This window comes from Roseiarcus fermentans (assembly GCF_003315135.1).
GTDB classification, from domain to species: domain Bacteria; phylum Pseudomonadota; class Alphaproteobacteria; order Rhizobiales; family Beijerinckiaceae; genus Roseiarcus; species Roseiarcus fermentans.
The window spans coordinates 85,354-106,421 of the sequence record NZ_QNRK01000023.1; the positions used below are offsets into that span (position 1 = coordinate 85,354).

A 21,068-nucleotide genomic window follows, 5' to 3' on the forward strand; every position below is an offset into this window, starting at 1 on the left:
AGGGATGTGGATCGCCGGAACGAGTCCGGCCATGACGTCGTTGCGTCAACGACGCTGCCCACGCCAATTGTGAAAGGGGCCTCGATGTCCGGCTCGATGCTGAGCAGCGCCGCGCTCGATGAGCGCCGGCGCAGGATTCTGTTTCGCGCCTGGCGGCGCGGGATGCGCGAGATGGACCTCGTGATGGGCCAGTTCGCCGACGCCAACTTGCCGACGATGAGCGAATCGGAACTCGACGAATTCGAGCGGCTGATGGAGGCGCCCGACCCCGAGGTGCTGGCGTGGATCGTCGGCGAGCGGCCGACGCCGGCGGTTCACGACACGCCGCTGTTCGCGCGCATCGCCGCCGCGCCGCGCGAGGCGCGTGAGCGGGCGAACCGCGACCGATGAGCGACGTCAGGGAGCGGACCGGGCCGGTCGACCTCGCCTTCGCCGCGCGGCGTCTGGAGGGCGGCGGCGCCGTCACGCTCTGCCGCGCCCCCGAGGGCTACGACGCCTTCGTCGTGGCCGAGCTTGCCCGCGCCCTCGCCGAAGCGGGCGAGAAGCGCGCGGCGGCGCTGGTGTTCGTCGCCCGCGACAGCCTCCGGGCGCAGGCGTTCATCGACGCGCTCGCCTTCGCTGCGCCCGGGATCGAGGCGCTGTACCTGCCCTCGTGGGACTGCCAGCCCTACGACCGCGTCTCGCCCAACGCCGCGGTTGCGGCCGAGCGCATGACGGTTCTGGCGCGCCTCGCCCGCACCCGCGGGGCGGTGGAGCGTCCGCGCGTGCTGGTCATGTCGGTCAACGCGCTCACTCAGCGCGTGCCGCCGCTCAAATACGTCGCCTCCGCCGCCTTCTCGGCCGCGCCCGGCAACAGCGTGCGCATGGAAGAGCTGGCGCTCTGGCTCGAAACCAACGGCTATGCCCGCGCCAGCACCGTGCGCGACGTCGGCGACACCGCCATCCGCGGCGGCATCCTCGACCTCTATCCGCCCGGCGCGCCCCATCCGATCCGGCTCGACTTCTTCGGCGACACGCTGGAGACGATCCGCGCCTTCGATCCCGAGACCCAGCGCAGCGTCGGCCAGCTGCGCTCGCTCGACCTCGTGCCGATGAGCGAGGCGCGGCTGACCACCGAGACGATCAAGCGCTTCCGCCAGCTCTACGCCCAGGAATTCGGCGCCCCCGCGCCCAACGACGACCTCTACGCCGCCGTCAGCGAGGGCCGGCGCGCGATCGGCCTCGAGCACTGGCTGCCGCTGCTCTACGACCATCTCGACACGGTGTTCGACTATGTCGGCGACGCGCCGTTCGTGCTCGACGCCCGCGCCGAGGATGCGGCCGCGCAGCGCGTCGCCCAGATCGCCGACGCCTACGCCGCGCGCCGCGCCGCCTACCAGGCGGACCCGGGAAAAGCCGACTACAAGCCCCTGCCTGCGGCAAAACTCTATCTCGCCGGCGACGAATGGAAGGAGCGGCTCGCGGCCGGGCCGCTGGCGCGGCTGACGCCGTTCGAGCATCCGCCCGGCGGCGCGATCGTCGATTGTGGCGGACGGATCGGCCGCAATTTCGCCCCCGAGCGCCAGACCGAGGGCGCCAACGTGTTCGACGCCGCCGCCGCCCACATCAAGGATCTGCGCAAGGACGGCCGGACGGTGATCGTCGCGGGATGGAGCGACGGCTCGCGCGAGCGCCTGAGCCACGTGCTGGCCGAACACGGGCTGAAGTCGCTGGAGCTGGTCTCGTCCTATCATCAGGCCACGACGGCCCGCGCGGGCGCGCTGCCGCTGGCGGTGATCGCCCTCGAACAGGGATTCGAGGCGCCGGGCCTCGCGATCGTCGGCGAGCAGGACATTCTCGGCGACCGGCTGGTGCGCCGGGTCAAGCGCAAGCGCCGCGCCCAGGACGTGCTGGCGGAGGCGGCCGCGCTCACCGCCGGCGACCTCGTCGTCCACATCGACCACGGCGTCGGCCGGTTCGTCGGCCTGAAGACGATCGAGGCCGCCGGCGCGCCGCACGATTGCCTCGAAATCCACTACGCCGGCGGCGACCGGCTGTTCCTGCCGGTCGAGAATCTCGAGCTTCTGTCGCGCTTCGGCTCGGAGACGGGCGAACTCGACAAGCTCGGCGGGGCGGGGTGGCAGTCGCGCAAGGCGCGGCTCAAGAAGCGCGTGCGCGAGATGGCGGGGGAGCTGATCCGCGTCGCCGCGCAGCGCATGACCCGCCCCGCGCCGCGCCTCGTCGTGCCCGACGGGCTCTACGACGAGTTCTGCGCCCGCTTCCCCTACGACGAGACGCAGGACCAGGACAGCGCGATCGAGGCGACGCTCGCCGACCTCGCCGCCGGCCGGCCGATGGACCGGCTGGTGTGCGGCGACGTCGGCTTCGGCAAGACCGAGGTGGCGCTGCGCGCCGCCTTCGCCGCGGCGATCAATTCGAAGCAGACCGCGATCGTCGTGCCGACCACGCTGCTCGCCCGCCAGCACGCGCGCATCTTCAAGGAGCGCTTCGCCGGCCTGCCGGTCAGGATCGGTCAGCTCTCGCGCATGGTGGGCGCGGCCGAGCAGCGCGAGGTCAAGAAGGGGCTCGCCGAGGGCAAGGTCGACATCGTCGTCGGCACCCACGCCGTGCTCGGCAAGACCGTGGCGTTCAAGGACCTCGGCCTGGTCGTGGTCGACGAGGAGCAGCACTTCGGCGTCGGCCACAAGGAGCGGCTGAAGGAGCTGCGCGCCGAGGTCCACATGCTGACCCTGTCGGCGACGCCGATCCCGCGCACCCTCCAGCTCGCCATGACCGGCGTCCGCGACCTCTCGATCATCGCCACGCCCCCGGTCGACCGGCTCGCGGTCCGGACGTTCGTCTCGCCGTTCGACGCGCTGATCGTGCGCGAGGCGCTGTTGCGCGAGCGCTACCGCGGCGGGCAGTCGTTCTACGTCTGCCCGCGCATCGAGGATCTGGACGAGGCCGCGGCCTTCCTGCGCCAGAACGTGCCGGAAGCGAAATTCGTCCTGGCGCACGGGCAGATGGCGGCGACCGAGCTCGAGGAGAAGATCGGCGCCTTCTACGACGGCAAGTACGACATTCTGCTGTCGACCGCGATCGTCGAATCGGGCCTCGACATCCCGCGCGCCAACACCATGATCGTGCATCGCGCCGACATGTTCGGCCTAGGCCAGCTCTACCAGCTCAGGGGCAGGGTGGGCCGGTCGAAGATCCGCGCCTACGCCCTCTTCACCACGCCGGCCAGGGCCACGATCACGCCGCAGGCGGAGAAGCGGCTCACCGTTCTGCAGTCGCTCGACACGCTCGGCGCCGGCTTCCAGCTCGCCAGCCACGATCTCGACCTGCGCGGCGCCGGCAACCTTTTGGGCGAGGAACAGTCCGGCCACATCAAGGAGGTCGGCTACGAGCTCTACCAGCAGATGGTGCGCGAGGCGGTCGAGCGCATCAAGGCGGGCGAGGAAGCGGCGCCGGAGGACCTGTGGTCGCCGACCATCCAGCTCGGCGCGCCGGTGACGATTCCCGAAAGCTACATTCCCGATCTCGCGACGCGGCTGTCGCTCTACCGCCGCCTGTCGGCGCTCGAGGACGAGGCCGAGATCGACGCCATGGCGGCCGAGATCGTCGACCGCTTCGGTCCGACGCCGCCGGAAGTGGGCCTCTTGATGAAGCTGGTCCTGATCAAGGCCCTCTGCCGCCAGTCGAACGTCGAAAAGCTCGACGCCGGCCCGCGCGGCGCGACGCTGGCCTTCCGCGGCAACGCCTTCGCCAATCCGACGGGGCTGGTGAAGTGGGTGACGGCGCAGGGCTCGCTCGCCAAGGTGCGGCCGGACATGAAGATCGTCGTGGTGGACGACTTCGAGAAGCTCGCCGACCGGCTGGCGGGGACGCTGAAGATCATGCGGGAGATCGCGAAGATCGCGGGGAAGAAGGGGTGAGGGGGACCGTCATTGCGAGGAGCGAAGCAATCCATGCCGCAGGCCCTGCGGCATGGATTGCTTCGCTTCGCTCGCAATGACGCCGAGAGGTCGGATCGTCACGCTCGACGGCGGCGAGACGATCGCCAACGCTGTCTTCGACCGGGGCTTTGTGGAGGCCGGGTCATGAAGCTGCACCATTATCCGGAAACGGACCGCCTCTCCATCGAGTTCAAAGCCGCGCCAGGCGTCGAGACACGCGAAGTCGGCCCGGGCTGAACGTCGACCTCGACGCCGCGGGCGACGTGGTCTGATTCGAGATCGACGGCGCGTCGCGACACGTCGACCTGACGCCGCTGGAAACGGTCGCCCTGCCGACCAAAGCGACCAAGGCGGCGTGAAGGCGCCGAAACCCGTCTCAGCGCAATTCGTCGACGATCTCGGGATGCCGGTCGAGGATGCCGATCAGCACGCCCGTCGGCCCGCTCGGCTCGACGAGGCCGCGCTCGTACTTATCGAACGCGTTCTCGCCGACCTTCAGCAACGCGCCGGCTTCGCGCTGCGATAGGTTCAGCTTCGCCCGCACGCGCCTTATCGTCGCCGGCGAGGGCACGCCTTCGATCTGTTCCTTCAGCGTCCGCAACGCCTTGTCGGCCACGTCCATGTCGTCGCCGACATGGACGCCGTCGCCTTCACCCGCCGGGTAGTAGCCCGGCAGGTCGACGGTGACGCTCTCGCCCTTGTAGGCGACCACGAAAGGCCGGACGCCATCACGGTTTCGACAGCGCGACAATTCCCGACACCTTGTCTGAACGAGATTGCGTGCGCCGCTTGACGGCGACAGTTTCCGTAACTACAAAAACCTGTGACGACCTGGGATGAGAGCAAGCGGCTCGCGAACCTCGCCAAGCACGCGGTCGACTTTCACGACCTCGAGGGCTTGGCCTGGGACGAAGCCCTGACATTCGAGGATCGTCGCAAGGATTATGGTGAAAGGCGTAACTCCCAAGCCGGCAGCGAACAGCGCCGTCATCGCGAGCGAAGCGAAGCGATCCAGGGCCGCTGGGCTGCTGTTGCGCCCTCTGATCGTCCCGCCGCCCTTCGTTGCGAGCAGAAGACGGAGCGATTTTTTCCGCAGGAGGCAAGCGGCGGCATGGGTTGCTTCGTCGCTTCGCTCCTCGCAATGACGGGGTTGGGAGTTACTGAAAGGCGGTTGATCGCGATGGCGCCGCTCGGCGCGCGCTTGCACGTGGTGGTCTACGTGGAGCGCGCCGGTGAGCGCCGCGTCATTTCCGCCCGGAAAGCCAACAGTCGTGAGGTCGCGCTTTATGAGAACGAAACTCGTTCGTCCGACGGCTAGCGAGGACGCGAGAATCGCGCGTGGCGTCGCCGCCGATCCCGACGCCGCGCCGGACCTCTCGGAACCTGTCGAGGGGATCGTGCGCCGTCCGGGGCGTCCGCTGAAGGCTGACCGAAAAGTCTCCGTCACCTTGCGGCTCGACCGCGATGTCGTCGAGCGTTTCAAGGCGACCGGGGCGGGATGGCAGACGCGCATCAACGCGGCGCTGAAAAGAGCGAAGTCGGGCTGAGAGCAGGTCGTCACCCCGGCCAGAACCCATCGTCCAACACCTGCTCCACCGTCCACGGGCACGCCTCCGGAAACGTCGCCTCCAGCAGCCCCGTCTCTGCCACCGCATCCAGGCGGGCCCTGCGGTGGGCGGTCGCGATCGCCTGCGGCAGCAGGGGTCTCAGGCTCGGATTGTCGTCGAGATGGTCTTCGATGCGGTCACGCTGGACGCGGATGCTCGCCTCCCAGCTCGGGCCGCGCTTGTCCGGCTGATACCGTCCCTTCAGGAGATGCAGCATGAGGACTTCGAGCCGGCTGACCAGTTCGCGCTTTTCCGTCCGCCCCATGCTGTCGATTTCCTCGGCGATATGCTCGATGTCCGCCTGCGCCAGTCTCCCCGCGCGCAGCAGGTCCACCTGCTCGCGGCTCCAGGCGTAGAAATCGCTGTCGTAGAGTGCGCTCTTCACGGGCATGGCGAGAGGATAATGGCTGCCGCGGCGGGCGTCCATGGCGAGAGGAACGCGGGTACCGGGGCCAATGTCGGGGCGCTGGTGTAGACGCGGCCGCTGGCCGCGCACCGCGCTCACCGAGCGGCCCGGTGACGGAACGCGTCCCTGAACCCCGCCCTGACCGTCTCGCGCGGCGACGCCGGCGCGGACCGCCGAGCGGCGCCAGCGTCACGGCGCTTGCGCCGCCTCCGGCCGCCCGGTCCGCATCCCGGCGACGAGAATGTCGACGAGCCGTCTCGCCGCCTCGGTCGACGCCGGCGCCGCCAGCGCGCGCAGGAGATCCATCGGCTCGATGTCGAGGCGGATGCAGCCGCTGGCGACGGCGCGCTCGACCAGCAGCGTGACGCCGTCGTTCAGCTTCGCGCCGGAGGCCGCCTTGAGGTCGGGCGCTCCCGCGGCGATCGCGCTCAGCGCCTCGGCCATGCCCCGCTTCACCGCGAGGTAGTCGAGGAACAGCAGCAGCCATTCGCGCAACGCCGCCACCGGAGGCCGCGTCGCGGCGAGCCGCGCGGCGGCGGCGAACAGCTGGTCGCTCTCCTTGCGGAAGACCGCCTCGACCAGCGCGTCGCGAGTGGGAAAGCGGCGGTAGAGCGTGCCGATCCCGACGCCGGCCGCGCGCGCGATCTCGTCGAGGCTCGCCGCCGCGCCCTTGTCCGCGAAGGCCGCCTTGGCCGCTTCCAGCAGGCGGGCGCGGTTGCGCTCGGCGTCGGCGCGCGGTCGCCGGGCGGCGGTCGTAACGTCGGCGTCGGCCATTGCGTCATGCCCCCTTGATAAGCGGAGGAACCCTCCGTATTACAACCGGAGACGTCCTCCTTTTAAGCTGGACGGCGTCGGCGGGCAACCCGTCCCGGAGCAAGGAGTTCGTCATGACACAACCTTTCGGCGCCCATTCCACCACCGACGACGTGCTCGAGGGCGTCGACCTCGCCGGCAAGCGGATTCTGGTGACCGGCGCGTCGGCCGGCCTCGGGGTCGAGACGGCGCGGGCGCTCGCAGCGCACGGGGCGGAGGTGGTCGGCGCGGCGCGCGACCTCGACAAGGCGAAGCGCGCGACCGCGGAGGCCGCGGCCGAGGCGAAAGCCGGCTTCGACCTGGTCGCGCTCGATCTCGCGTCGCTGGCCAGCATCCGCGCCTGCGCCGACGCGCTGGTCGCGGCCGGCCGCCCCTTCGACGTCGTCATCGCCAACGCGGGCGTCGCCGGCGCGCAGGGGCGGACGGCCGACGGCTTCGAGATTCAGTTCGGCGTCAATCACACCTCGGCCACTTTCTGTTCGTCAACCGGATCGCGTCGCTGCTGCGGCCCGGCGCCCGGCTGGTCAATCTGTCGTCCGGCGTCCACCGCCAGGCCGACATCGACCTCGAGGACCTCCAGGGCGAGCGCGCGGCCGACGCCAGGTCCGCCTATTCGCGCTCGAAGACCGCGAACATTCTCTTCACCGTGGAATTCGACCGCCGGCACAGGGACCGGGGCGTGCGGGCGACCGCGATCAATCCCGGCCTGGTCGAGACCGAGCTCAACCGCCACGTCGGCCGCGACGCGATCCGACGCTTCACCGAGGACTTCAACGAGAAGCAGAAGGCCGCCGGCCGGCCCCTGCTGCTCTACAAGTCCGTGCCGCAGGGCGCCGCCACCACCGTCTGGGCCGCCGCCGTCGCCGAAGCGGAGGCGATCGGCGGGCGCTATTGCGAGGATTGTCACGTGGCGGAGTTGATCGACGGCGGCATGGAGACGCTGGCCGGCGTGCGCGACTACGCCGTCGATCCGGAGCGCGCCCGGGCCCTGTGGGCGAAGAGCGAGGAACTCGTCGGCGAGCGCTTCTGACCAAGCGCGGGCGATGCAATCGGAGCGAAACCTCATGACGACATTCGGCGCGAAATCGACGACGGACGAGGTGCTGGCGGGCGTCGACCTCGCCGGCAAGCGGATTCTCATCACCGGCGCGTCAGCCGGACTGGGGGTCGAGACGGCGCGGGCGCTGGCGGCGCACGGGGCTGAGGTGGTCGGCGCGGCGCGCGACCTCGCCAAGGCGAAGCGCGCGACCGCCGAGGTCGCGGCCCAGGCGAAGAACGGCTTCGAGCTGATCGAACTCGATCTCGCTTCGCTCGCGAGCGTGCGCGCCTGCGCCGACGCGTTGGTGGCGGCCGGCCGGCCATTCGACGTCGTCATCGCCAACGCGGGCGTGATGGCGACCCCGTTCGGCAAGACGGCGGATGGTTTCGAGACCCAGTTCGGCACGAACCACCTCGGGCACTTCGTGTTGGTCAACCGGATCGCCGAGTTGCTGCGGCCGGGCGGACGGCTGGTCAACCTCTCATCGGCCGGCCACCGGCGCGCCGACGTCGATCTCGACGACCCGAACTTCGAGCGCACGCCCTATGAGCCGTTCATCGCCTACGGCCGCTCCAAGACGGCCAACATTCTGTTCGCCGTCGAGTTCGACCGGCGCCACAAGGAGGCGGGCCTGAGCGCCACGGCCGTTCATCCCGGCGGCATCGCGACCGAACTCTCGCGCCATATGGATCCCGGGGCGGTCGGGCGGATGCTCGACCGGATCAATGCGGACAACCGCGCCGCCGGCTGGCCGCCGTTCGCAATGAAGTCGGTTGCGCAGGGGGCCGCGACCTCCGTCTGGGCCGCGGTGGTCGCCGGGGCGGACGAGGTCGGCGGGCGCTATTGCGAGGATTGCCGGGTGGCCGAGGTGGTCGAGGCCGGACCGAACGTGCTCGGCGGCGTTCGCCCGCATGCGCTCGATCCCGAGCGCGCCAGGGCGCTCTGGGCGAAGAGCGAAGAGATGGTGGGCGAGCGGTTCTAACCGCCCCTCGCCGTCGACGGCGGAAACCGCGGTCTCCGCCCCGCCGATTGGCCGGGGCGGGACCTCAGGATCGGGCGAGAGCCAAACGGCGCCGGGCCGCCCGGCGTGCGCCCGCGAGGCCGAGGCCGGCGAAGCCGACCATCATCATCGTCCAGACGCCGGGTTCGGGCGCGCCGGCGCCGGGCGCGCTGATCGTCGCGCCGTCCAGCGTGACCGCGCCGTTGAGCGCAATCGCCCGGCCGTCGACGATGGTCGCGCCGGCGTTCAAGGCGGCGCTGGCGACTGCGAGGATGGTTCCCTCGAACGCCGTGCCCGCGCCCAGCGTCGCGGAACTGCCGACATCCCAGTAGACGTCGCAGCCGCCGCAGCCGGTCGAAGCGACGATGGCGCCGCCGGCCGTGGTCAGCGTGCTGCCGATCACGAAGACGAAGCGCCCGGGTCCGGACAGCGTCAGCGTTCCCGTCAACTGGGCAGACGACGAGAACGTGTAGACGCCGGCCGTCAGGTCGAGACCGCCGAGGTCCGCGCCGCCGAGGTCCGTCGTGACGGGCAGCGCCGCGAGCGCGTCATAGGCCGCGAGCGCGTCGATTCGAGCCTGCTGCGCCAGAGCGTCGCCCACGTGCGTCGCTCCGTTGACGACGCCGGGAGGAAAGCCGGTGATCGATGCGCCCGGCGACAGACCGAGGTCGCCATTGATCACGGTGTCGCCGGTGCTGGTCACGGTGCTGGCGCCGAGGACGGCGAATGGCGCCGCTGCGCCGAGGTCGATGGCCGCGGCCGCGGGTCCTGCGCCGAGCAGGGTCAGCGCCGCCGTCAACCCGAACCAGGACTGTGTCATATACAGTATCCCTAAATAATATGATCAAGAAGGGCAGGGAAAATCTGCCGAAACCCTTGCCACATGTTCACGTATACAGCCGTGGCGACTGCTAACATTATCAATCGGGACATTTATTTCTCGGGCGGCGGCGAAGAAGATTCGGGATGGACATGAGGCCATCGCCGGTCGAGCGAGGCGAGGGCGTTCGGCGCCGCCCGCCGCCGATCGAGCCGATTGATCGCCGGCGCCGGACGCGGCAGGATCGGGCCACCCGATGTCGGGAATCCAAGGGGTCCTGTCGGAGGCGCCGGATGGAAAGGATGCATTTCACCCGCATGGACGCGGGCAGCGACGCCGACTTCCAGATCCTTCGGCGCGTGCACGAACAGACGCTGCGCAACCTGCCCGACCGCCTGTTCGCCCTGCTGCGCGATCTGGCCAGCGACACCGCCTACACCATCACCCGTTATGACCACTGCCTTCAGACCGCGACGCGCGCTCTGCGCGACGGAAAAGACGAGGAATATGTGGCGGTCGCCCTGCTGCACGACGCCTGCGAGTCGCTCGGGCCGTTCAACCACGGCGAGGTGATCGCGGCGATCCTGCGGCCGTTCATTTCCCGCGACAACGCGTGGATGCTGACGCAGCACGGCCTGTTTCAGACCTATTTCTATGGCCGCCATCTCGGGCTCGATCCCAACGCGCGCGACAAGTTCAAGTCGGACCCGGCCTACGAGCGCACGGTCGAGTTCTGCGCCAAATACGACGAGGTCTCGTTCGATCCCGCCTATCCGAACGAGCCGCTTTCGACGTTCGAACCGATGGTGCGGCGGCTTCTCGCCAAGCCGTGGACGCCGCCGGCGTGACGGGCGGGACCGATCGTCCGGACCCTGTTCCCGCGGGAAACGTCGCCCCGGGCGTTTCCGCCGCCGTCGCGAGGGTCGCCTTGCGACCGACGCCGCCGGGACAGCCGGGAATGCCCGAGCCCCGGACTTCGCCGCGGCGGTCAAAGCCACGATCGTCATTTCCGAACGCGTTACGGGGCTCAGCGCTCGGCGGGTCGTCGCCGCGTTCGCGCGACCGCCCCGATCCCTCGGGTCTCGGACGGCGGCCGAACCAGTTGCGACAGGTCTCTGACGAGCGTTCTCAGGGCCTGCTCGTCGGCGTGCGCCGACGAGAGCGCAAACCCGAGATAAGCCCAGTTCATCATGCGCGCGCGTGTCTCGGCGGCCTTCGCCGGCACGCCGGCGTCGGCCAGCAGCGCCTGGAGGTAACGGACTCGCTCCGCATCCACCGCTTCGGCGGCCGTATTCGCCTGCTCGTCGAAGGTCGCCCAGGCCCGCACGGCGCGCTCGGTCTCCGAGTCGGTGGAAAATGCGCGGGTGAGCGCCGCCTCGAGGCGATCGTCCGCGGCGCCCTCGACCTCGTCGAAGAGGCTCGCGAGCGCGATCTCGCGCCAGCGGCTCAAGATCGCCGCGTGGAACGCCGAGACGTGGGCGAAGTGCCAATAAAAGCTGCCGCGCGACACCCGCAGGCGATTGGCGAGCGTCTCGGCCTTGAGCGCGGCGTACCCGGCTTTCGCCAAGGCTTTGAGGCCCGCATTCACCCATTCCGTCGGTCCGAGTCGGCTGTCCCGCATTTCCATACACTACTGTATTGACGTTTCGCGATCGGAGTGCTAGGCCTTCCATACAGAACTGTTTGGAGAGCCGCAATGCGCAGCCTCGTCGCTCGGCCGGCCGGAATGCCAGGGCTGGCGGCGTCGGTCGCTCGCGGGGCGCTTCCGGAGGCGAAGGGTCTCCCGCGCGCAGGCGTCGCGGCGTGAGCCGCGGGCCGCATTCCCTAAAGCCCGGACAGAACCCGACTCGTCCCACGCAACCGCCCGCGCCCTCCGCCAAGGGAGTCCCCATGCCTGCGAAACCCGCCGCCCTCTCGCTCTCCGACCTCCTCGGCCTCGGCCGCCTCGCGGCCGACGCGGCCCACGGCGTCACCGGGATTGTCGAGCACATGCACGCGTCCATCCTCGACACGCCGGGCCTGGCGCCGCTGGCGCGAGGTTTGACCGGCGGCGTCACGCGGCTGGTCTACGGCGGGGTGCGCGGGGCGTTCCGGCTGACCGGCGAGGGGCTCGGAAACATGGCGGCGCTCGTTGGTCCGAACCCGGACGATCAGCCGGTGTCGCGCGGCCGCGAGATCGCGCTCGCCGTGCTCAACGGCGTCGTCGGCGACCATCTCGCCGACACCGGCAATCCGCTGGCGCTGCCGATGCGGTTTCGCCGCGACGGGCGGGCGCTCACGCTCGAAAGGCAAGCGCTGGCCGAAGCCTTTCCCGAGGCGACCGGCAAGCTCGCTGTCCTCCTGCACGGGCTCTGCATGAGCGACCTGCAATGGAATCGCCAGAACCACGACCACGGCGCCGCGCTCGCCCGCGACCTCGGCTATACGCCCGTCTATCTCTCCTACAATTCCGGCCTGCACGTCTCGACCAACGGCCGCGCCTTCGCCGAGGCGTTGGAAGCGCTGGTCGCCGCATGGCCGACGAAGATCGACGACTTCGTCATCGTCGGCCACAGCATGGGCGGGCTCGTGGCCCGCAGCGCCTGCCTCGTCGCCGAAGCGGAGGGCCATGCGTGGCGCGGCAGGCTGAACACGATCGTGTTTCTCGGAACGCCCCACCACGGGGCGCCGCTCGAGCGGGTCGGCAACTGGGTCGATGTCGTGATCGGCAAGACGCCCTACGCCGCCGCCTTCGCCCGGCTCGGCAAGCTGCGCAGCGCCGGCGTCACCGATCTGCGCTACGGAAACCTGATGGACGAGGACTGGCAAGGCCGCGACCGTTTCGCCCGCCAGGCCGACCCGCGCCGGCCGACGTCGCTGCCCGAGGGCGTCGCCTGTTACACGATCGTGGCGACCACCGCCGCCGCGCCCGGCGACCTCAAGGACCTTCTGCTCGGCGACGGCCTCGTCCCGGTCGCGAGCGCGCTCGGCCGCCACAAGGAGCCGGCGCGCAGTCTGGATTTCCCGCCCGACCGGCAGTGGATCGCCTGCGAGACCGGGCACCTCGACCTGTTGAGCCGCCGCGACGTGTACGAGCGGCTGGCGGGGTGGCTGGGGCAGGGGGTCGCCTCTTCGTCGCCGGCTCGGTGAAGACACGGCCCCGTCCGGGCCCGCTCGCTCCCGGCCGCGGCCCCGCTTCGGCAAGGGGGGACCGTCGCAGCAACTCCCAACCCCGTCATTGGGAAACGCCCGTCCGGCCGAGCGCGCAATTCGAGGCGGCGCAAGCCAGGGGACGGGCTGCGCACGGGTGTCGGTCGATGCTAAAGGCAGGGCGGGACGGCGTTCATTCGGTCGGGGCTTCGGCTCGCGCTGGGCAGGACTGCGCATGTCCCGCCCTTCGACCCGAGGTCTTTCCTTGCAGAACGCCGCTCTCTTTCTCGCCACCGTGCTCGTCTGGGGCGCGACCTGGATCGCCATTGCGATGCAGGTCGGCCCGGTTCCGGTGCTGGTCTCGATCTTCTACCGCTTCGTGATCGCGGCGCTGGTGGTGATCGCGGCGCTGGCGGTCACCGGCCGGCTCAGCGTGCCGGAGCGCCGTCACCATCCCTGGCTGCTGGCGCAGGCCGTGTGCCTGTTCTGCATGAACTTCGTCTGCTTCTACAACGCCGCCGGCTTGATCACGTCCGGGCTGATCTCGGTGATCTTCTCGCTCGCGACGGTCTACAACGCCATCAACGGCCGCATTTTCTTCGGCGACCGCTTCACCGGGCGCGCCCTCGTCGCCGCCGTCCTCGGCGCCGGCGGGCTGGCGCTGCTGTTCGGCCGCGACCTGTTCGTGACGCTCGACGCGCGCGCCCTCATGGGCGTCGGACTGGCCGCGCTCGGCACGTTGTTCTTTTCGCTCGGCAACATGGTCTCGCGGCGCAACAGCAAGGCCGGACTGTCGCCCGCGACCGCCAACGCCTGGGGCATGACCTATGGCGCGGCTCTGCTGCTCATGCTGATCCTCGTGACCCGGACGCCGATCGTCGCGCCGCCGGACGCGCGCTACGTCTGGGCGCTCCTGTTTCTCGGGATCTTCGGTTCGGCCTTCGCCTTCACCGCCTACCTTCTCCTCGTGGCGCGGGTCGGGTCCGCCCGCGCGGCCTACGCGACCGTGCTGTTTCCGATCGTCGCGCTGTCGATTTCGACGGTGTTCGAGGGCTACCGCTGGACCTGGCCCGGGGCGCTTGGGCTCGCGCTCTGCCTCTTCGGCAACGTGGTGATGTTCGCGCCGGCGCGGTTCGGCCGCTTCCGGTGAGCCTCAATCGGGCCAGTATCCGCCGTCGAGCGCCTGCTCCGCCGTCCACTCGCAGGTCTCGGGGAAGGTGATCGCCGGCAACCCCGTCTCCGCCACCGCCTCCAGCGGGGCCTTTCGATAGGCGACGCCAGCGCCTGCGGCAGCAGGGGTCTCAAACTCGGGTTGTCGTCGAGATGGTCTGCGACGTCTTCGCGCCTGTTCGCGATGCTCGCTTGCCAACCCGGACTGCGCTTGCCGGGTTGATGACGCCACTTGAGGAGATGCAGCAGGAGGACTTCGAGCCGGCTCACGAGTTCGCGCTTTTCCGCTCGGCCCATGCTGTCGATTTCCTCGGCGATGCGCTCGATGTCGGCTTCGCCGAGCCGGCCGGCGCGCAGGAGCTCCGCCTGCTCGCGGCTCCAGGCGTAAAAGTCGCTGTCGTAAAGCGGGCTGCGGGTGGACATGGACGAAGGGTACCGTTTGTCGCGCTCGCCGTCCATGACGCCGGAAAGGCTATGGCCGCTGGCCGAAGGGCGGGCGCAAATCCGCGCCCGTCTCCGACGCGCGGCTCACCTCTTCGGCGGCAGCCCCCTCACGAACGCCAGCGCCGCCTCGATCAGCCGCGCGCGCACCGCGTCGTCGCCGTAGGCCGCGGCGCCGGCGCGGACCCAGCCGGCCATGGGCCGGCCGGCGGAGATCATCGGGGCGACGTCGGGCAGGGCGAGGGCCCAGGCGTCGTTTCCCTTGCCCAGCCGCGCCAGCATGCCGTCGCCGCGCGCGCCGAGCGCCAGATTGCCGTCGAGGAGCCATGCGAGGCCGCCGAACATCGCCGTCTCCGTCAGCCCGAGGCCGCGCGGCAGATCGTTGCGGATGAGGTCCTCGAGCCCCTTGTCACGCGCCATTCGAAACCCTCCCTGCGGCCGGAGCTTCGCATCCTGCGGGAACAAACGCCACGACCGGCGGTTGGCGTTCGATCCACTCTCGAGGGAGCGTTCCCCATGCCCAACATCAGCGAAGCGCGCGTTCTCATCATTGCGACCGACGGCGTCGAGCAGGCCGAGCTGACGACGCCGCGCGACGAACTCCGCAGGGCGGGCGCCAAGGTCGACGTCGCGACGCCGAGCGGCGAGGCGATCCGCGGCTGGAACATGACCGACTGGGGCGACACGATCCCGGCCGACCTCGGGATCGGCGACGTCAACTGCGACGATTACCAGGCCCTGGTCATCCCCGGCGGCGTGATCAACCCCGACAAGCTGCGCGTCGACGACACCGCGATGGAAGTCGTGCAATATTTTCTCAACAGCGACAAGCTGGTGGCGGCGGTCTGCCACGGCCCCTGGCTGCTCGTGCAGGCCGACGCCTGCGACGGCCGCCGCATGACGTCCTACCATTCGATCCGCACCGACGTGGAGAACGCCGGCGCCGACTGGGTCGACGAAGAGGTGGTTCAGGACGGCGCGATCATCACCAGCCGCAACCCGAAGGACCTGCCGGCCTTCTCGGCGAAGATCGTCGAGGCGCTGACCTCCGGCGCCGCAGTCCGGGCGGCGGAGTGAACCGCGCCGCGGCGGCGTCGCCGACGCCGCCGCGGCCCGGGCGACCGGCGGTCGTCCCATCGTTACGGCGTGTGGTTGGCGCCGCCGGGCTTGACGTTGGTCCCGGCGCCGGCCGTGCCCTGGTTCGCGCCGTTGCCGGCGCCCGATCCGGAATTCATACCCGATCCGGTTCCGGGGTTCAGCGTGCCCGGCGCCCCGGTTCCGACGCCGTTGCTTCCGAGCGAACCCGTCCCCGTATTGGCGCCCGTTCCGGTCCCGGCGGTTCCGCCGCTCATGCCTGCGCCTGCGCCCGGCGTCCCGGGGGCGGTTCCCGGCGTCCCCGCGCCGCCGGTTCCGCCAGCGCCCATCCCGCCGGTTCCGCCGGCGCCCATTCCGCCGGCGCCCGCGCCGGTTCCGGCGCCGCCCGCGCCCCCGGTCTGCGCGAGCGCAAAGGCGGGAAGCAGGGCGATGGCGGCGACGGCCGCGAGATATCTGACCTTCATGACGAGTCTCCCTGGTCGGACTGCAAGCCGCTTCGCCGCGGCCTGCCCGACCGCCAACGTTCCACCCGCCCGGACCGATCCGTGGCCGGCTCCGTTTTTTGGGAGAATCCTGCCGTTGGGACGCGGGAGGGCCTGGCAAAGGGGCGGGACGGCGCCCCGGCGCGCGTCAGCGCCTTAGTTTTGCACGCAGTCTCGGCCCACGATGACCGCTTGGCGACCAGTTTGGAGCGGCGAGCATGAGCAAGCGACCCAAAGCGGCGGACGGGCCGGGCGAGCCGGAATCCGAGGTCGATCGCGACCTCGACGAGGCGCTCGACGAATCCTTCCCGGCGAGCGACCCGCCGGCGATGACCCGCCGGTCAACCGCCGCGCCCGGCCATCCGGCCCCGAAGCCGCGGCCCCGCAACGGCGAGGCGCAGAAGAAGCCATGAGTGGCGACGGCGAGACTCGAAGCGACGGAGCGGATTTGCCGGCGCCGGCGCCTCTGTAGCCGCGCTCGGCTCGCGCCCGATGGCGCGGTCGGCGACCGGGCCTGCAGTCTCTAATCGGTCGCCCGCACCTCGAACGCGTCGCGCGGCCACTCCTCTCCGAGCGCCTCGTGAAGCCGCACGGTCCGCACCTGCGCCCCCGGCGGGCCGCGGCGCAGGTCGGCGAGCATCGCCTCGACCGCGTCGGGCGGCCCGGCGATCACCGCTTCGACCGTTCCGTCGGAGCGGTTGCGCACCCAGCCGCACAGTCCGAGCCGCCGCGCCGCGCGCCAGGCGAACTGGCGGTAGCCGACGCCCTGCACGAAGCCTTCGACGACGACGCGGCGGACGAGCTTCTGAGGGTCGGGCATGGGCGGGGCTTTCGGGTCAGCCGGCCGCGAGCGCGCGCTGTTCCGCCGCCTCGGGGATGTCGATCGATTCAAGCCGCGCGGTGCGTCGCAGAACCTGCGGCGGTTGCCCGAAGGCCCGGAGAAACGCCCGTCGCATATGATCGCGGTCGCTGAACCCGGTCTGGCGCGCCACCACGTCGATCGGATGGCGGCTCTGCTCCATGAGATTGCGGGCGCTCTCCACCCGGAGGCGCTCGATGGCCTTGGCCGGGGACTGGCCCGTCTCGGCGTGGAAGGCCCGGCTGAACTGCCGCGGGCTCAGGCGTGCGGCCTCGGCAAGGTCGGGGACCGTAAGGGGTTTGTGCAGGTTGTCGCGGGCGTAGGCGAGCGCGGCCTGGATCCGATCGGATTTCGGCGACAGCTCGAGCAGGGTGGAGAACTGGGACTGCCCGCCCCGGCGGCGATGATAGACGACGAGCTTGCGCGCGATCTCCTTGGCGAGCTCGGGACCCAGGTCGTTTTCGATCAGCGCCAGGCCGAGATCGACGCCGGCCGTCATTCCGGCGGAGGTCCAGATCGGGCCGTCGTTGATGAAAATCCGGTCCTCGTCCAGGTGAGCCTTTGGATAGGCCCGTTGCAGGTCGCGCGCGTGCATCCAATGGGTCGTGGCGCGCCGCCCGTCCAGCAGGCCGGCTTCCGCCAGAACGAAGGCGCCCGTGCACACGGCCGCAATCCTGCGGTGGCGCTTGGGCGCGTCCCGCACGAACGCGATCAACCCGGGCGTGGACGGCGCCACATAGGTGGCGCCGCCCACCACGAGCGTGTCGAACGGCTTGTCCGTGAACCTCTCGGTCTGCAGAATCAACCCGGCCGAGGTTTTGATCGGGCCGCCCGTTTCGGACACGTAGTGCAGGTCGTAGGGCTGGGGGTCGACGATCGAATTGGCGACCTCGAAGCCCGCCACGATGGCGAGGGCCATGAGCGAGTAGCCGGGGTACACGAGAAAGGCGATGTCGCGCATGACGTCCTCGATGTCCTAAATCTCCGTATATATGACATTTGAGACTCAGGGCTGCAACCGTAGCTTCCCATCCACGGGCTCAATCACGAGCCGCCGAGGATGGAGAACACGATGAGCAACCCATCGCCGAAGGGCGTCGCCCTGATCACCGGGGCATCGGCCGGCATCGGCGCCATCTACGCCGATCGCCTCGCCAAGCGCGGTTACGATCTGATCCTGGTCGCCCGCGATCAGCAGCGGCTGAACGCTATCGCCGAGCGGCTGCGCGCCGAAGCCGACGTCCAAGTCACCCCGCTGCCGGCCGACTTGAACGACAAGGCGGCCCTGGCGAAGGTGGAAGCGGTGCTGCGCGAAGACCCGAACATCGCCATGTTGGTCAACAACGCCGGCGTCGGGTCGGTCGCCTCGATCCTGCAGGCCAATGTCGACAAGATGGAGGCGATGATCGATCTGAACATCACCGCGCTCACCCGCCTGACCTATGCAGCCGCCCCGGCTTTCGCCGCCCGCGGCAAGGGCGCCATCATCAATATTTCCTCGGCGGTGGCGATCGCGGTGGAGAACCTGAACGGCGTCTACAGCGCCTCGAAGTCCTACGTCCTGAGCTTCGGCCATTCGCTGCAGAAGGACCTGGCCGAAAAGGGCGTGCGCATCCAGACCTTGCTGCCCGCCGCCACCGCCACGGAGTTCTGGGACATCGCCGGCTATGCGCCGCAGAAGACGGCCGACACGACCATGCGGGCGGAAGACCTGGTCGACGCGGCCCTGGCCGGCTTCGATGCGGGTGAGCTCGTGACCATCCCCGCCCTCCACGAGGCCGAGGCCTGGACGCGGTGGGAGCAAGAGCGCCGCGCGATGGCGGCGAAGTTCCGCAACCCGAAACCCGCCCCGCGCTACCACGTCGCGTGACGGGCGACGCAAGGCGCCACGCCTGACCGGCGGCGACTTCCTCTCGGCAGAAAACCCCGTGTTCTTCAGCAAGATAGGCGGCGTGAACGCGCCCGCCAAAGGAAAGGTGTCTCCCATGTCCAAAGGCAAAGTTCTCGTCGTGATGTCCAGCGCCCATGCGCTCGACTTGAAGGACGGCAAGACCTACTCAACCGGCTACTACCTGAACGAGTTCGTCGCGCCCTACCGCAAGCTCATCGAGGCCGGCTATGAGCCGGTGATCGCCAACCCGAACGGCGGCCGTCCGGCGATGGACGTCAACTCCAACAACGCCATGTTCTTCGGCGGCGACGATGCGGCCCGGGCCGAGGCGCTCAGGTTCGCCGAAAGCCTGGCGGCGCTGGATCATCCCAAAACCCTGGCCTCCGTGGTCGCCGAAGGCGTTCAGGGATACGTCGGCCTGTTCATCCCCGGCGGCCACGCCCCGATGGCCGACCTCGTCAAGGACAAGGACCTCGGCAAGATCCTGACCAGCTTCCACGACGCCGGCCGCCCGACCGGAATCGTCTGCCACGGCCCGATCGTGCTGCTCTCCAGCCTGCCGGACCCCGACGCCTTCATCGCCTCGATGATCGCCGGCGACGGCAAGGCGAGTTCGCTCAGCGCCGGCTGGCCCTATGCCGGCTACCGCCTGACCGTCTTTGCAACGGGCGAAGAGCAGGCGCTCGAAGGCCCCAACGGTCTAGGCGGCAACGTTCAATATTACCCCGTCAACGCCTTGGCCGAGGCCGGCGCTCGCGTGGAGTGCATCGCCAACTGGCATTCCAACGTGGTGGTCGACCGCGAACTGATCACCGGCCAGCAGCCGATGTCCGCCCCGGCCTTCGGCGACGCCCTGCTCGCCAAGCTGAACGAGTGCGTCCAGCGCTAGCCCGGCGCGAGTCTCCCGGCCCCGGCCGGCTCGCTGCCACAGTCCAAATCAACCCCACGACAGGAGGACATCATGTCCCGTCTTGAAGGCAAGGTCGCCGTCATCACCGGCGCGAATTCCGGCATCGGCCTCGCCACCGCCAGGCGCTTTCTCGCCGAGGGCGCGGCCCGGGTCTATCTGACCGGCCGTCGCCAGGCCGAGCTCGACAAGGCCGTCGCCGCCCTGAACGCCGAGTTCGCCGCCGACCAGGGTCCGAGGGGTCCACGCGCCGTCGGCGTGCAGGGCGACGTCACCAGGGTCGCCGACATGGCGAGGCTCTACGAGAAGGTGAAGGCGGAGGTCGGCCACATCGACGCGGTGTTCGCCAACGCGGGCTACGCCGCGCCGGCCCCTCTTGGCGCGCTGACGGAAGCACACGTCGACGGCCTCCTCGACACCGACGTCAAGGGCGTCATCTGGACCGTCCAGGGCGCGCTGCCGCTGATGGGCGACGGCGGCTCGATCATTCTCGCCTCCTCGATCGTCGGAACCAAGGGCTTCGAGAACTGGAGTCTCTACAGCGCCAGCAAGGCGGCGGTTCGCTCCTTCGCCCGCACCTGGTCCGCCGACCTGAAGGGGAGGAACATCCGCGTCAACGCGGTCAGCCCCGGCGTGATCCGCACCGCCGCCTGGACCGAGTCGGATCTCCCGACCGAACAGGTCGACGGTTTCTTCGCCTTCGCCGCCTCGATCACGCCGCTCGGCCGCATCGGCCGCGACGAGGAGGTGGCCAAGGCGGTCGCCTTTCTCGCCTCCGACGACAGCAGCTTCGTCAACGGCAGCGAACTGTTCGTCGACGGCGGCCTCGCCCAGCTCTGAGCCCGCCCCTTCAGGGTCGTCGGGCCATGGCGCCCGACGACCGCTTCCCCAGGAGGATCCAAAGCTATGTCCAGTCGCGAGCTCCTTGCCGCCTTCTTCGATTGCCTGCGTGACTTCGAAAACACGACCGAGCGCTGTCTCGACCTCTTCGCCGAGGACGGCGTCTTCGAGTTCCCCTATTTCGCGGCGCTCGGCATGCCGACGCGCTTCCAGGGCGAGGCCGAGCTCCGCCAGGTGCTCCGCATGATCGGCGCCCGCTTCAAGGCCTTCACGATCTCGGACGTCGAGATTCACGAGGTGAAGGACGCCGACGCCCTCTTCGTCCGCTATCACACCGACGCCTTCATCGACGGCGGGAAGCGGATTTACGCGCAGGACTACGTCAGTCAGCTGATCGCCGAAGACGGCAAAATCAAAATTCTGCGCGAGTACCTCAATGTCATCAAGACCGCCCGTGCGCTGTTTCCGAACGGCCTTGCCGACGTGCCTCCCGCCGCTGAATGAGGCCGAGCGCTGGGGGTTTCAATTGGTCATTCCTGGCCGCCACCACTTGGCCGGACGACGATCTTCAAATGGACTTCAGGGAGTCGTCGTAACGGGTTGCCCCGTGCTGTGATGTATCCTTCCCCCC

At 69.7% G+C, this 21,068-nt stretch carries 23 protein-coding genes and 2 pseudogenes; 15 read left to right on the plus strand and 10 right to left on the minus strand.

The window, feature by feature from the left end; all coding sequences use genetic code 11:
• Positions 1-84: 84 nt before the first annotated feature.
• Both DFR50_RS19675 and mfd read left to right on the plus strand, forming a co-directional pair.
• Positions 85-390, plus strand: coding sequence for a succinate dehydrogenase assembly factor 2 (locus DFR50_RS19675; protein WP_113890972.1), 306 nt, complete (start codon positions 85-87; stop codon positions 388-390).
• A complete protein-coding gene (mfd, locus tag DFR50_RS19680) occupies positions 387-3,917 on the plus strand; it encodes a transcription-repair coupling factor (protein WP_113890973.1) in 3,531 nt (1,176 codons plus the stop codon). The genes DFR50_RS19675 and mfd overlap by 4 nt, the downstream gene beginning before the upstream one ends.
• Before the next feature lie 397 nt (positions 3,918-4,314).
• Here mfd and DFR50_RS19690 read toward each other — a convergent pair whose 3' ends face one another.
• Positions 4,315-4,689, minus strand: a complete 375-nt coding sequence (locus DFR50_RS19690) for a type II toxin-antitoxin system MqsA family antitoxin (protein ID WP_113890974.1) — start codon at positions 4,687-4,689, stop codon at positions 4,315-4,317.
• Between the two features lie 72 nt (positions 4,690-4,761).
• Here DFR50_RS19690 and DFR50_RS32605 point away from each other — a divergent pair, with 72 nt between their 5' ends.
• Complete coding sequence (locus DFR50_RS32605; RefSeq protein WP_210208975.1) at positions 4,762-5,256, plus strand: BrnT family toxin; 495 nt, start codon at positions 4,762-4,764, stop codon at positions 5,254-5,256.
• Positions 5,225-5,485, plus strand: a complete 261-nt coding sequence (locus DFR50_RS19705) for a BrnA antitoxin family protein (RefSeq protein ID WP_113890975.1) — start codon at positions 5,225-5,227, stop codon at positions 5,483-5,485. The genes DFR50_RS32605 and DFR50_RS19705 overlap by 32 nt, the downstream gene beginning before the upstream one ends.
• A 10-nt stretch (positions 5,486-5,495) precedes the next feature.
• Here DFR50_RS19705 and DFR50_RS19710 read toward each other — a convergent pair whose 3' ends face one another.
• Together DFR50_RS19710 and DFR50_RS19715 are read right to left on the minus strand one after the other, a co-directional pair.
• Complete coding sequence (locus tag DFR50_RS19710; protein ID WP_425376082.1) at positions 5,496-5,930, minus strand: DUF29 domain-containing protein; 435 nt, start codon at positions 5,928-5,930, stop codon at positions 5,496-5,498.
• Between the two features lie 210 nt (positions 5,931-6,140).
• Positions 6,141-6,725 (minus strand): TetR/AcrR family transcriptional regulator, encoded by a 585-nt coding sequence (locus tag DFR50_RS19715; protein ID WP_113890976.1) that lies wholly within the window; start codon positions 6,723-6,725, stop codon positions 6,141-6,143.
• 113 nt (positions 6,726-6,838) lie between these two features.
• Between DFR50_RS19715 and DFR50_RS19720 the strand changes: the two are divergent.
• Both DFR50_RS19720 and DFR50_RS19725 read left to right on the plus strand, forming a co-directional pair.
• A pseudogene (locus tag DFR50_RS19720) lies at positions 6,839-7,794 on the plus strand (SDR family NAD(P)-dependent oxidoreductase).
• Between the two features lie 34 nt (positions 7,795-7,828).
• A complete protein-coding gene (locus DFR50_RS19725) occupies positions 7,829-8,785 on the plus strand; it encodes an SDR family NAD(P)-dependent oxidoreductase (RefSeq protein ID WP_113890977.1) in 957 nt (318 codons plus the stop codon).
• Between the two features lie 64 nt (positions 8,786-8,849).
• Here the strand turns inward: DFR50_RS19725 and DFR50_RS19730 are convergent, their stop codons facing one another.
• Positions 8,850-9,623, minus strand: a complete 774-nt coding sequence (locus DFR50_RS19730) for an ice-binding family protein (RefSeq protein WP_113890978.1) — start codon at positions 9,621-9,623, stop codon at positions 8,850-8,852.
• Positions 9,624-9,916: 293 nt separating this feature from the next.
• On the opposite strand from DFR50_RS19730, the gene DFR50_RS19735 reads away from it, so the two are divergent.
• Positions 9,917-10,471 (plus strand): HD domain-containing protein, encoded by a 555-nt coding sequence (locus DFR50_RS19735; RefSeq protein WP_113890979.1) that lies wholly within the window; start codon positions 9,917-9,919, stop codon positions 10,469-10,471.
• A 179-nt stretch (positions 10,472-10,650) separates the two neighbouring features.
• Here the strand turns inward: DFR50_RS19735 and DFR50_RS19740 are convergent, their stop codons facing one another.
• Positions 10,651-11,244, minus strand: coding sequence for a TetR/AcrR family transcriptional regulator (locus DFR50_RS19740; protein WP_210208977.1), 594 nt, complete (start codon positions 11,242-11,244; stop codon positions 10,651-10,653).
• A 269-nt stretch (positions 11,245-11,513) separates the two neighbouring features.
• Here DFR50_RS19740 and DFR50_RS19745 point away from each other — a divergent pair, with 269 nt between their 5' ends.
• Together DFR50_RS19745 and DFR50_RS19750 are read left to right on the plus strand one after the other, a co-directional pair.
• Positions 11,514-12,752, plus strand: a complete 1,239-nt coding sequence (locus tag DFR50_RS19745) for an esterase/lipase family protein (RefSeq protein ID WP_113890981.1) — start codon at positions 11,514-11,516, stop codon at positions 12,750-12,752.
• 265 nt (positions 12,753-13,017) lie between these two features.
• Complete coding sequence (locus tag DFR50_RS19750; RefSeq protein WP_113890982.1) at positions 13,018-13,902, plus strand: DMT family transporter; 885 nt, start codon at positions 13,018-13,020, stop codon at positions 13,900-13,902.
• A 3-nt stretch (positions 13,903-13,905) separates the two neighbouring features.
• Here the strand turns inward: DFR50_RS19750 and DFR50_RS33625 are convergent.
• Positions 13,906-14,381 (minus strand): annotated as a pseudogene (locus DFR50_RS33625) (DUF29 domain-containing protein).
• 69 nt (positions 14,382-14,450) lie between these two features.
• Positions 14,451-14,783: a cold-shock protein gene (locus tag DFR50_RS19760; RefSeq protein ID WP_113890983.1), complete on the minus strand. Its 333-nt coding sequence runs from the start codon at positions 14,781-14,783 to the stop codon at positions 14,451-14,453.
• A gap of 96 nt (positions 14,784-14,879) precedes the next feature.
• Here DFR50_RS19760 and DFR50_RS19765 point away from each other — a divergent pair, with 96 nt between their 5' ends.
• Positions 14,880-15,440: a type 1 glutamine amidotransferase domain-containing protein gene (locus DFR50_RS19765; RefSeq protein ID WP_113890984.1), complete on the plus strand. Its 561-nt coding sequence runs from the start codon at positions 14,880-14,882 to the stop codon at positions 15,438-15,440.
• 62 nt (positions 15,441-15,502) lie between these two features.
• On the opposite strand, the gene DFR50_RS32200 is transcribed toward DFR50_RS19765, so the two are convergent.
• The gene (locus tag DFR50_RS32200) at positions 15,503-15,922 is read right to left on the minus strand and encodes a hypothetical protein (RefSeq protein WP_170153300.1); all 420 of its coding nucleotides are present in this window, start codon (positions 15,920-15,922) and stop codon (positions 15,503-15,505) included.
• Between the two features lie 236 nt (positions 15,923-16,158).
• Here DFR50_RS32200 and DFR50_RS19775 point away from each other — a divergent pair, with 236 nt between their 5' ends.
• A complete protein-coding gene (locus tag DFR50_RS19775; RefSeq protein WP_113890986.1) occupies positions 16,159-16,353 on the plus strand; it encodes a hypothetical protein in 195 nt (64 codons plus the stop codon).
• A 110-nt stretch (positions 16,354-16,463) separates the two neighbouring features.
• On the opposite strand, the gene DFR50_RS19780 is transcribed toward DFR50_RS19775, so the two are convergent.
• Complete coding sequence (locus DFR50_RS19780) at positions 16,464-16,760, minus strand: acylphosphatase (RefSeq protein ID WP_113890987.1); 297 nt, start codon at positions 16,758-16,760, stop codon at positions 16,464-16,466.
• A gap of 16 nt (positions 16,761-16,776) precedes the next feature.
• Positions 16,777-17,760: a GlxA family transcriptional regulator gene (locus DFR50_RS19785; RefSeq protein WP_113890988.1), complete on the minus strand. Its 984-nt coding sequence runs from the start codon at positions 17,758-17,760 to the stop codon at positions 16,777-16,779.
• A 111-nt stretch (positions 17,761-17,871) separates the two neighbouring features.
• On the opposite strand from DFR50_RS19785, the gene DFR50_RS19790 reads away from it, so the two are divergent.
• The 4 genes from DFR50_RS19790 (at position 17,872) to DFR50_RS19805 (ending at position 20,941) form a co-directional block, all read left to right on the plus strand.
• Positions 17,872-18,669, plus strand: a complete 798-nt coding sequence (locus DFR50_RS19790) for an SDR family NAD(P)-dependent oxidoreductase (RefSeq protein WP_113891004.1) — start codon at positions 17,872-17,874, stop codon at positions 18,667-18,669.
• Positions 18,670-18,784: 115 nt separating this feature from the next.
• Positions 18,785-19,579, plus strand: a complete 795-nt coding sequence (locus DFR50_RS19795; RefSeq protein WP_113890989.1) for a type 1 glutamine amidotransferase domain-containing protein — start codon at positions 18,785-18,787, stop codon at positions 19,577-19,579.
• Between the two features lie 72 nt (positions 19,580-19,651).
• Positions 19,652-20,437 (plus strand): SDR family NAD(P)-dependent oxidoreductase, encoded by a 786-nt coding sequence (locus tag DFR50_RS19800; protein ID WP_113890990.1) that lies wholly within the window; start codon positions 19,652-19,654, stop codon positions 20,435-20,437.
• 66 nt (positions 20,438-20,503) lie between these two features.
• A complete protein-coding gene (locus tag DFR50_RS19805; RefSeq protein WP_113890991.1) occupies positions 20,504-20,941 on the plus strand; it encodes a nuclear transport factor 2 family protein in 438 nt (145 codons plus the stop codon).
• Positions 20,942-21,068: the final 127 nt, after the last annotated feature.

Bases quoted from the DNA above. Each gene is read 5' to 3' on its own strand.
- DFR50_RS19675 (WP_113890972.1), top strand. From the start codon at position 85: ATGTCCGGCTCGATGCTGAGCAGCGCCGCGCTCGATGAGCGCCGGCGC.
- mfd (WP_113890973.1), top strand. From the start codon at position 387: ATGAGCGACGTCAGGGAGCGGACCGGGCCGGTCGACCTCGCCTTCGCC.
- DFR50_RS19705 (WP_113890975.1), top strand. From the start codon at position 5,225: ATGAGAACGAAACTCGTTCGTCCGACGGCTAGCGAGGACGCGAGAATC.
- DFR50_RS19715 (WP_113890976.1), bottom strand. From the start codon at position 6,725: ATGGCCGACGCCGACGTTACGACCGCCGCCCGGCGACCGCGCGCCGAC.
- DFR50_RS19725 (WP_113890977.1), top strand. From the start codon at position 7,829: ATGACGACATTCGGCGCGAAATCGACGACGGACGAGGTGCTGGCGGGC.
- DFR50_RS19730 (WP_113890978.1), bottom strand. From the start codon at position 9,623: ATGACACAGTCCTGGTTCGGGTTGACGGCGGCGCTGACCCTGCTCGGC.
- DFR50_RS19735 (WP_113890979.1), top strand. From the start codon at position 9,917: ATGGAAAGGATGCATTTCACCCGCATGGACGCGGGCAGCGACGCCGAC.
- DFR50_RS19740 (WP_210208977.1), bottom strand. From the start codon at position 11,244: ATGCGGGACAGCCGACTCGGACCGACGGAATGGGTGAATGCGGGCCTC.
- DFR50_RS19745 (WP_113890981.1), top strand. From the start codon at position 11,514: ATGCCTGCGAAACCCGCCGCCCTCTCGCTCTCCGACCTCCTCGGCCTC.
- DFR50_RS19760 (WP_113890983.1), bottom strand. From the start codon at position 14,783: ATGGCGCGTGACAAGGGGCTCGAGGACCTCATCCGCAACGATCTGCCG.
- DFR50_RS19765 (WP_113890984.1), top strand. From the start codon at position 14,880: ATGCCCAACATCAGCGAAGCGCGCGTTCTCATCATTGCGACCGACGGC.
- DFR50_RS32200 (WP_170153300.1), bottom strand. From the start codon at position 15,922: ATGAAGGTCAGATATCTCGCGGCCGTCGCCGCCATCGCCCTGCTTCCC.
- DFR50_RS19775 (WP_113890986.1), top strand. From the start codon at position 16,159: ATGAGCAAGCGACCCAAAGCGGCGGACGGGCCGGGCGAGCCGGAATCC.
- DFR50_RS19780 (WP_113890987.1), bottom strand. From the start codon at position 16,760: ATGCCCGACCCTCAGAAGCTCGTCCGCCGCGTCGTCGTCGAAGGCTTC.
- DFR50_RS19785 (WP_113890988.1), bottom strand. From the start codon at position 17,760: ATGCGCGACATCGCCTTTCTCGTGTACCCCGGCTACTCGCTCATGGCC.
- DFR50_RS19790 (WP_113891004.1), top strand. From the start codon at position 17,872: ATGAGCAACCCATCGCCGAAGGGCGTCGCCCTGATCACCGGGGCATCG.
- DFR50_RS19795 (WP_113890989.1), top strand. From the start codon at position 18,785: ATGTCCAAAGGCAAAGTTCTCGTCGTGATGTCCAGCGCCCATGCGCTC.
- DFR50_RS19800 (WP_113890990.1), top strand. From the start codon at position 19,652: ATGTCCCGTCTTGAAGGCAAGGTCGCCGTCATCACCGGCGCGAATTCC.
- DFR50_RS19805 (WP_113890991.1), top strand. From the start codon at position 20,504: ATGTCCAGTCGCGAGCTCCTTGCCGCCTTCTTCGATTGCCTGCGTGAC.